The sequence below is a fragment of the Streptomyces sp. NPDC054847 genome (genome assembly GCF_053610925.1).
Window position 1 is genome coordinate 1 of sequence record NZ_JBSGZJ010000349.1, and the last position, 7,627, is coordinate 7,627.

Consider the following 7,627-nt stretch of genomic DNA (forward strand, 5'->3'; position numbering starts at 1 on the left):
GCCCCTCAACAAGATCTTCATCAGTCTTCTAGGTGACCTGCCCGTCGAGATTTCGGCGACCCGACAACCTGGGGTACTGAGCAGGCCGTGACGACCACGGACACCCGGCTCTACGGGAAGGCAACCGCTCAGGCGTGGGACCGGCTGCATCCACGGCTGACCCGCCGGGCCGCCTGGCTCGACCATGGCGGACCGCTGCCTCTCATCGAGGGCACCGTCATTCGCCTGGTCGTGGAGAAGCTTCCCAGCGGTGGGGTCAACAAGCCGGTATGGCTGTGGTGGTCGGGTACCGGCGCCACCGAGGCGGACGTCGACCGCTGCTGGCAGTCCTTCCTGCGACGCTTCGACATCGAGCACACGTTTCGCCTGTTCAAGCACACCCTTGGCTGGACTCGACCCAAGCTTCGAGACTCCGCCGCGGCCGACCGCTGGACCTGACTCGTTCTGGCCGCGCACGCTCAGCTCCGTCTCGCCCGGCCGCTCGCGCGGGATCTCCGCCGGCCGTGGGAACGACCGGCGGAACCGAACAGACTCACCCCTGCCCGGGTTCGTCGGGGGTTCAGGAACCTGCGTGCGAAGACCGGCACGCCGGCCGGTGCACCGAAACCCACACGGCCCGGGCCCGGCCGTACGCTCGGATCGAAGAATCAGCGGCCTGCTACCCGCTACGGCGTCGGACGCGTCCTCGTCACAGGCGAGTCCTACACCCGGCCCGCGCACCATGAGGTCGGCACCAAGCCCAGACGAATCGCGGGCTGAGCAACCGTGTTACTGCTCTTCGGGAAACGGAGCCCGGACGTACTTGACCCACCTTGGATCGCACGCACCCATCTCTTCGAAGTTGCGTTGTGCCTGAAAAAGGCTGAGTGATCCGTTCGGGCCTCCTCGGACAACGTCATCATCGTGCTCGTCCTGGCCGTCGTCCTCCCAGTAGCACACCGTGCATATCTCGTGAGCGCCACGGGCCTCCAGGGTTAGACAGCCGCAGCAGGGACATGCGTAGGGACCGTTCTCAGGGCCGAGAACGATGTTGAACCACTGGGGAGCTGGGGCGCTGTCTTGGCTGGTCACCAGATGACAGATACCAGTACCCGCCGACATCGCGTGACCGCAGCCGCTCGCAACAGCAACAGAGGTTAAACGCCAAGCTAAGTGCGTGTCTTAAAGAGCGTTTCGTCCCGGCGGGAGTGTTTGGTTCGAACCTCAGGAGTCGCGCCAGTTCGGGGTGGATTCTCGGGTGAGCCTGCGGCTTATGAGGTCGATCATCGCGACGTGGATTATGGCTTCGGAGCGGTGGGAGTGGGTTTCGTAGTCGCGGGCGAGGCGTCGGTGGTGCATGAGCCAGCCGAAGGTCCGCTCGACGACCCAGCGTCGGGGGATGACCTTGAATCCCTTGACGCCGGGGTTGCGTTGGACGACCTCCACGTCGATGCCGAGGCGTGCGCCGTGGTCGATGACCTCGGTTCGATAACCGGTGTCGGCCCAGGCTTTCGTCACGCGAGGGTTCTCGGCGGCGATGTGGGAGAGCAGGTGGATGCCGCCGGCGTTGTCGGAAACGCTTGCCGCGGTCACCCAGACGGCCAGCAGGAGACCGAGGGCATCGACAGCGAGACGGCGCTTGCGGCCTGCGATCTTCTTGCCGGCGTCGATGCCTTGGCCGGTCGCGGGCACGTTGGCGGATGTCTTGACGCTCTGGGCATCGAGCACGCAGGCACTCGGTTCGGCGCTTCGGCCTTCGGCTTGACGCACCAGACGACGCAGGAGCCCGTTGAGCTGGTCGAAGATGCCTCCCTTCTGCCAGGCGGCGAAGTAGCCGTAGACCGTTTCCCACGGGGCGAAGTCGTGCGGGAGGTAGCGCCAGGGGATCCCGGTACGGTCGACGTACAGGATGGCGTCCATGATGCGGCGAAGGTCGTGTTCGGGTGGGCGTCCGATGTCCAGGCCCTTGCCTCGTCGCTCGGCCCGCCAGGCTGACAAAGTGGGTTCCAGCAGTTCCCAGCGGGCATCGGACAGGTCACTGGCATAGGGGCGCTGTCGCATCATGTTCCGTTACTACCGTCGGGTGCAGCGCTTCCCCAGGGCGCAAACGGCGCCAAGTGGGGGCGCCTTGGGACCAGACGGGAGTGAACTGTTCAAAGCAGACTGGTTCACACTGCCACCTGCCGCATTGGCACACTCCAACCACGTCTGCCCCGGCAGCCCCACACCGATCGAGCCCCTAAAACATCACCAAACACTCCCACCGGGACGAAACGCTCTTTAACTGATCGTTTCAGAATGAGTTGAGCTGCAAGTCTTGTGCTCGACGATCTTGGTCGGCAGGGTGTCCGGAGTGCGTGCTGATCTTGTTCCTGACGACCTGTGGGAGCGGGTGGCCCCGCTACTGCCGGCCCCTCCCGACCGACGCCGTCGGCATCCCGGGCGGCTGCGCGTTCCGGACCGGGCGGCACTCGCCGGCGTCATGTACGTGCTGCGGACGGGTGTCGCATGGCGTGATGTTCCCGCGGAGACGGTGGGCTGCTCCGGTGTGACGGCCTGGCGTCGGCTGCGGGACTGGACTGAGGCCGGCGTCTGGCCACGCCTGCACGCCGCCCTGCTGACCGAACTGCGCCGCGCCGACCTGCTGGACCTGGCCGACTGCTCCGTGGACGGGTCGCACGTCCGGGCCCTCAAAGGGGGGATCATGTCGGCCCCTCACCCGTCGACCGTGCCCGCCCCCGGCACCACCACGTACGCGACCGCCTTGCCGGCGGAGCCTCGGCCGGCTCACTCCTGGCGCGACGACACGGCGTGGACCACCACCAGATAAACTGGCTACTCGTCAGTAAAGTCAGCATTCGTTCCGCCAAACGTCACCACACTCTGCGCCACATGAAAGTCGCACCCAAGACCCGCAGCGCGCCCCAAGGGTCGAGTGAGCAGTTACGAGTCGTCCAGAAACGGAACTTCTCCAAGCCAGCCCACCAGAAGCTACTTCAGGTGATTGCCCCAGCTCAGCGCACCCGCCCCCGCGCCTTCAGCGGCGTCGCAGGCAGCTCCGGCGCCGGAAGCGGAGGGCCCTCGTAGCCCTTCACCTCACCGAAGCGGGTGCCGTTCATCCAGTCCTCGCGGGCCTGAGCGATATCCTGATGCGACCGTCCGATCCAGTTCCAGAACATCACGATCTCCTCCTCGAACGGCTCGCCGCCCAGCAACAGCAGGCCCGCGTCCGAGTCGGCGCGCAGGGGCAGTTCGGAGCGGCCGCAGCCGAGGTAGAGCATCGAGCCGGGGAGTACCGGAACGCCGTCGACGTGGGCCTCGCCGGACATGGAGAGCACGGCGTACTCGAAGTCCGGGTCGAGCGGCAGGCGCGCCTCGGCTCCCCGGGTGAGGGTGATGTCCGCCCCTACGAGGGGCGTGTACGTCGTACCGGGTGAGGCCGTTCCGTCGAGGCTGCCGAGGATCACCGTGGCGCTCAGACCGGCGGCGGTGACCTCCGGGAGTTCCGTGTGATGTTGGAAGTGCGGCTCGATGCCTCGGTGTTCGGCGGGGAGCGCCACCCACAGTTGGGCGCCGTGCAGGAAGCGCGCGTGCGGACGGGGGCTCTCCTCCGAGTGGCTGATCGCCCGCCCTGAGGTCATCAGACCGAGCTCCCGGGGGCGGATGGTGGCCAGCGCCCCCGTGCTGTCGCGGTGCAGCACCTCGCCTTCGTGCAGCCAGCTGACGGTCTGCAGACCCATGTGCGGATGCGGCGGCACCTGCATGCCCGGCTCGTCGGCGATGTCGTCGGGGCCGTAGTGGTCGACGAAGGCCCAGGCGCCCACCATCCGCCGCCCGAGGTTGGGCAGCAGCCGGCGGACCTCGGTGGACTCGCCGAGCTGCACGCGGCGGGGGCTGAGGAGCTCCCTGACGGGCTCGGCGACGACGAAGCCACGCCCGCCGCATACGGAGAGGGTGGCCTGACGATCGAGATTGCTCATGGGGTCCAACCTATTGCGGTGCGGGCGCCCCGGGTCCCCCTTCCGCACCCCGATTCCCTCGGAACGTCCTCAGGTCGTCGCCACGGCCGTGCCGCTCACGCGAGAAGCCAGGTGATCAGCGACAGGGATCCCATGGAGAACAGGGTGCTCAACACGACGGCGTCCCTGACGAGTCGGGTGTCGAGGCGGTACTGCGCCGCGAAGATGAACGCGTTCTGGGCGGTCGGCAGGCCCGCGCAGAGCACCACCGCGAGCAGGTCGTCGCCCCCGATGCCGAGCCCCCATCGAGCAAGGGCGTAGGCGAGCAGCGGCTGGACGACCGTTTTGAGGAGGACGAGGACGTGTCGCTCCGCACGCCCGGCGGACACGGCGTCCTCCAGGACGGTGGTGCCGGGCTCCGTGGCGCGGGAGTCGAGGGACATGCCCAGCGCGAACAGCGCCGCCGGGACCGCCGCGCCGCCGAGCATCTGGGCGGGCGCGGTCACGGCCTCCGGCAGTGGCACGCCGAGTACGGACACCGTCACCCCTGCCGCCGACGCGGCGATGATCGGGTTGCGCAGCGGCAGCCACAGGAAGCGGCTCCGGCCGTCGGCGCCGCGGCCCGCGTCGAGGTCTATCAACGTCAGGATCAGAGGGGTCACGAACAGCGTCTGGAACAGGGCTGCCGCGACCACGAACGAGGCGTCACCCAGCACATGTACGGCCACGGGGATGCCGAGGTTGGCGGAGTTCACGTAGGCGCCCGCCATGGCGCCGATCGCCCGGTCCGCGCGTCCGCGGTGGAAGATCCATCGGCCGATCAGCAGGCCGAGGGCGAGCATGATGAGCACACTGACGGCGAAGACCGCCACGCCGGGGCTGAGGAGCTTGGACACATCGGCCCGCGCCAGTGTCACGAACAGCAGCGCGGGCATGGCGAACGCGAAGGCGAACCGGCCCAGCACCGACTGGGCCTGCTTTCCGAGTACGTCGAACCGGCCGGCCGCCCAACCGACGGCGGTGATCGCCCAGATGGGCAGAAAGCCGGAGAGCACGGTCACCGGATCAGCATGCCCGACGGTGATCAAGACCTCTCCGCCGCCCCCGGGAAGGCCCGGCTCCGGGGGCGACGAAGTTCGAGGAACGGTAGGACTTCGGGACGGTGGACCTATGAAGGCGGACCTCCGGGGAGTCCGGTCGACCGTGGGTCACGGGTGCGGCCGTAGTCCCGGTGCGCGTCGTACCAGCGTCGGGCGGGGTTGATTCCCGTCAGTTGAACGGGTCCAGCGTGACGTACGCCGTCTGCGGATTGCCGTCGTGGACCAGTGACTCGTGGGCGCCGACGTCGTCGAAGGCGAAGGCGTACGCCTTGCCGTCGGCCATCTGGGCGTGGATCTTGCGGGCGTAATGGTTGGTGACGACGTCCCGGTAGAAGTTCGCGGAACCGGTGTCCGGCTGATTGGGGTTGACCAGCAGCGTCGAGCGGTTGAAGCCGGCGCACAGGGTGCGCGAGATCGGGCCGCGCACCTGGTCGTTGGGCGCGTCGAGCCGCTTGTAGCACCCGAAGACACTGTCGGAGTCCGGCTTCTGGAACGAGGTGACGACGGTCCCGGAACCGTTCGTGAAGTTCATGACCCCGCCGGAGACCCGGCCGTAGTACTTGATCCCCGGCTGGTGGGCGAAGGGCGTGACCGTGAGGGTCGAGGTCGTGTACTTGTTCCACACGCGGTTGATGTAGTCGTCCATGATGTTCGCCGGCAGCGCGCCGGCCTCGATGCCGTGGCCGGGGGCGAGGGCGCGCAGGACGGTGCCGTCCGCACGAGTCTGGATGAGGTTCGCCCAGCCGCCGGGCTGACCGCGCAGCGCGGTGTAGAAGCCGTTGTAGCCACCGGGTTTGAGGTGGCCGGTGTTCTTGACCGTGCCGTCGGCGGCCTGGACACCGACCGCGTAGGGGGCGGAGAACATGTCCACCTGTGTGCTGTTGATCCACAGGCCGGAGTCGTTGAGTGTGTACTCCGACCAGTTGAAGAGGATGTTGCGGTTGGGGTCGCCGGGATTCTGCACCGCGGGCTGCACGAGGCCGCCGGTGGTGAGCTTGAAGACGAGCTTCTGCCCGTACGAGAAGTAGATCCGCCCGGAGAACTTGGGCATCCGGATCGTGACGGAACGTCCGGACGCGGGGCCGGCGATCGACGCGTCGGGGGCCGGGGTCGGCGGGTTGCCGCCGGCGGGCCAGGGATGGAACGTGCCGCTCGCGTCGGCCCAGCCCTGCCGGCCGGTGCTGAGCTCCGTGCCGAGGTTGTAGATGTAGACCGGCTCGCTGCGGCCCGAGTTGTTGGTGAACTTGAGCGGGATGGTCGCGGGCACCGCGGCTTCGGCCGTCGCGGTGGGTCCGGTGGCGGTGACGCCGGCGGCGCACAGCAGCGCGGTGAACGCCAGCGCCAGTAACTTCCGTGGGACAGGCACGCTCCACCTCCTCCTGATCGGATCCTCGACGGATCCCTGTCGGATCGTCGTCGGATGCTGGTCGGATGGCGTCACGATCCCTGGCGGGACTTCTCGAAGGTGAAGTCCCGGCCCGAAGGACGGACGCTTGAGAGCGCTCTCAGAATCGGCCCGCGCCGGACCGCCGTCAAGAATTCGCGCAGGAGTTGTTCTCACGCCCGGAGGTTCCGCCCCAACACCGGACACCTGTGCCGACGCGGGGCGGCGGCCCGGGCAGCGGTCCGTACGCGGCGCGGGAAGCGCCTCAGTGGTGGTCGCCGTGCCGGCCGAGAGTGTCCACGGGGGTCGCGCCGGGACGGGTCCACTGCGGCACGGGGCGGCTGGTCGGCCCCCAGGTGGCGTTCCCGTCCGCGTCCGAGCGCCAGTACCAGCACGGGCTGTGCCCCTCGGGCCGGCCCTCGGGGTTGTCCTCCCACGCCTCGCCGCGGCCGTAGGGCGTCATGTCGAGAAGGCCGAGGGACCCGTTGACCGGCTCATTGCCACGGCCCGTCGTGGAGTAGGTGAGGAACACGCGGTCGCCGTCGCGCAGGAAGCAGGTGAGGTAACCCATCTCGCCGCCGACCGGCGCGTCCACGTCGCGCACGGAGTACCAGGGCTGGGTGTAGCCCATGAACTCGACGTACGCGGCCACCTCGTCCCACCGGCCCGTGGTCACGACGGCCAACGAGACGCCGCGGGCGTTGAGGTAGACGGCGTCCTTCATGTGCCAGGCCGTGGTGGTGCAGCCCTCGCACTGCCCCTGGTGGGGGGCGCCGTCGTACCACATGTGCTTGTAGACCACGAGTTCGTCGCGGCCCTGGAACAACTCCAGGAACGGGACCGGGCCGTCGGGTCCGACGACCTCGACCGTCCCGTCGAACTCCACCATCGGCAGCCGGCGACGCGCCGCGGCGAGGGCGTCGCCCTCACGGGTGTGGGCCTTCTCGCGGACCAGGAGTTCGTCACGGGCGGCCTGCCAGGTGGCCAGGTCGACGACGGGCGGGCGGCCGGGCAGCGCGGCGCTCGGGTCACTCGGCGTGGTCGTCATGGGGTCCTCCGTGGTGTCTCGTGCCGGACTGCGTCGTACGGCGTCCTGCGACGCCCACCGGAATAGACTCCCGAGCCGGCCGGAACTCATCGCGGCAGGGCGGCCTCGACCGGGCCGACGCGGGAGCCGACAAGAGGACGAGCCGACGCGCGGCCGA

6 protein-coding genes and 2 pseudogenes are annotated in these 7,627 nt (G+C 68.6%); 2 read left to right on the plus strand and 6 right to left on the minus strand.

What is annotated here, in order from left to right:
* Positions 1 to 51 precede the first annotated feature (51 nt).
* Positions 52 to 759 (plus strand): annotated as a pseudogene (locus ACWGH4_RS26700) (NF041680 family putative transposase); the annotation flags it as partial.
* Between the two features lie 9 nt (positions 760 to 768).
* Here ACWGH4_RS26700 and ACWGH4_RS26705 read toward each other — a convergent pair.
* Both ACWGH4_RS26705 and ACWGH4_RS26710 read right to left on the minus strand, forming a co-directional pair.
* Positions 769 to 1,101 carry a CPCC family cysteine-rich protein gene (locus ACWGH4_RS26705; RefSeq protein WP_453465432.1) on the minus strand — a complete coding sequence of 111 codons (333 nt, stop codon included), beginning with the start codon at positions 1,099 to 1,101 and terminating at the stop codon, positions 769 to 771.
* A gap of 102 nt (positions 1,102 to 1,203) precedes the next feature.
* Entirely contained in the window at positions 1,204 to 2,043 is an 840-nt protein-coding gene (locus tag ACWGH4_RS26710; protein WP_453465434.1) for an IS5 family transposase, read from the minus strand.
* A gap of 289 nt (positions 2,044 to 2,332) precedes the next feature.
* Between ACWGH4_RS26710 and ACWGH4_RS26715 the strand changes: the two are divergent.
* Positions 2,333 to 2,739: pseudogene (locus ACWGH4_RS26715) on the plus strand (transposase); the annotation flags it as partial.
* 254 nt (positions 2,740 to 2,993) lie between these two features.
* On the opposite strand, the gene ACWGH4_RS26720 reads toward ACWGH4_RS26715, so the two are convergent.
* From ACWGH4_RS26720 to ACWGH4_RS26735, 4 genes are all read right to left on the minus strand, one after another.
* Complete coding sequence (locus ACWGH4_RS26720; RefSeq protein WP_453465436.1) at positions 2,994 to 3,959, minus strand: pirin family protein; 966 nt, start codon at positions 3,957 to 3,959, stop codon at positions 2,994 to 2,996.
* 95 nt (positions 3,960 to 4,054) lie between these two features.
* A complete protein-coding gene (locus tag ACWGH4_RS26725) occupies positions 4,055 to 4,999 on the minus strand; it encodes an AEC family transporter (protein WP_453465438.1) in 945 nt (314 codons plus the stop codon).
* A 208-nt stretch (positions 5,000 to 5,207) separates the two neighbouring features.
* Entirely contained in the window at positions 5,208 to 6,404 is a 1,197-nt protein-coding gene (locus tag ACWGH4_RS26730) for a glycoside hydrolase family 64 protein (protein WP_453465441.1), read from the minus strand.
* 283 nt (positions 6,405 to 6,687) lie between these two features.
* Positions 6,688 to 7,470 (minus strand): DUF899 domain-containing protein, encoded by a 783-nt coding sequence (locus ACWGH4_RS26735; protein ID WP_453465443.1) that lies wholly within the window; start codon positions 7,468 to 7,470, stop codon positions 6,688 to 6,690.
* Positions 7,471 to 7,627: the final 157 nt, after the last annotated feature.

Coding starts and splice junctions, on each gene's coding strand:
- ACWGH4_RS26705 (WP_453465432.1), bottom strand. CDS start 1,101: ATGTCGGCGGGTACTGGTATCTGTCATCTGGTGACCAGCCAAGACAGC.
- ACWGH4_RS26710 (WP_453465434.1), bottom strand. CDS start 2,043: ATGATGCGACAGCGCCCCTATGCCAGTGACCTGTCCGATGCCCGCTGG.
- ACWGH4_RS26735 (WP_453465443.1), bottom strand. CDS start 7,470: ATGACGACCACGCCGAGTGACCCGAGCGCCGCGCTGCCCGGCCGCCCG.
- ACWGH4_RS26720 (WP_453465436.1), bottom strand. CDS start 3,959: ATGAGCAATCTCGATCGTCAGGCCACCCTCTCCGTATGCGGCGGGCGT.